This is a genomic window from Pseudomonas sp. SIMBA_068, assembly GCF_046534705.1.
Classification (GTDB): Bacteria; Pseudomonadota; Gammaproteobacteria; order Pseudomonadales; family Pseudomonadaceae; genus Aquipseudomonas; species Aquipseudomonas putida.
Map to the genome: position 1 here is coordinate 1 of NZ_JAWRYI010000074.1, position 418 is coordinate 418.

At 40.0% G+C, this 418-nt stretch carries 1 protein-coding gene; it reads right to left on the reverse strand.

Annotated elements, in window-relative coordinates:
* Positions 1 to 418: TonB-dependent receptor domain-containing protein (locus SB756_RS28205; RefSeq protein WP_410912783.1), on the reverse strand; the 418-nt coding region annotated here is incomplete at both ends.

The window sequence follows — 418 nt, forward strand, 5'->3', positions numbered from 1 at the left end:
GACATTTCAGGTTGAAGATTAGCATTGCCGTAAAGTGGAAAATATAAATCATTAAAGGTAGGTGCTTTAAAGCCCGTGCTTTGGCTTATTCTAAATGTAGCGTTTTCGGATAAGTGATAGCCAGCTGCCGCTGTGTACGTTGTTTCATGACCAAATTGCTCATCGTCATCTTGACGAACGGTTAAATTAGCAAGCAACTCGTCCGCATCGTAATATGCGCCAACAAATACCGCTAATACATCACGTTCCTCTACTTCAAACATGGTTGAGCTTTGTGATACGTCATCATTGTACCAATTAATACCACCACTAATGTTTAACGTGTCGTTTAAGCGGTATTGACCGTTATAGTCAATTTGTGATCGCTTAGTAACAAAGGTACTTGTTGTTGGCCCTTGAGAAAAATCAACATAACGGT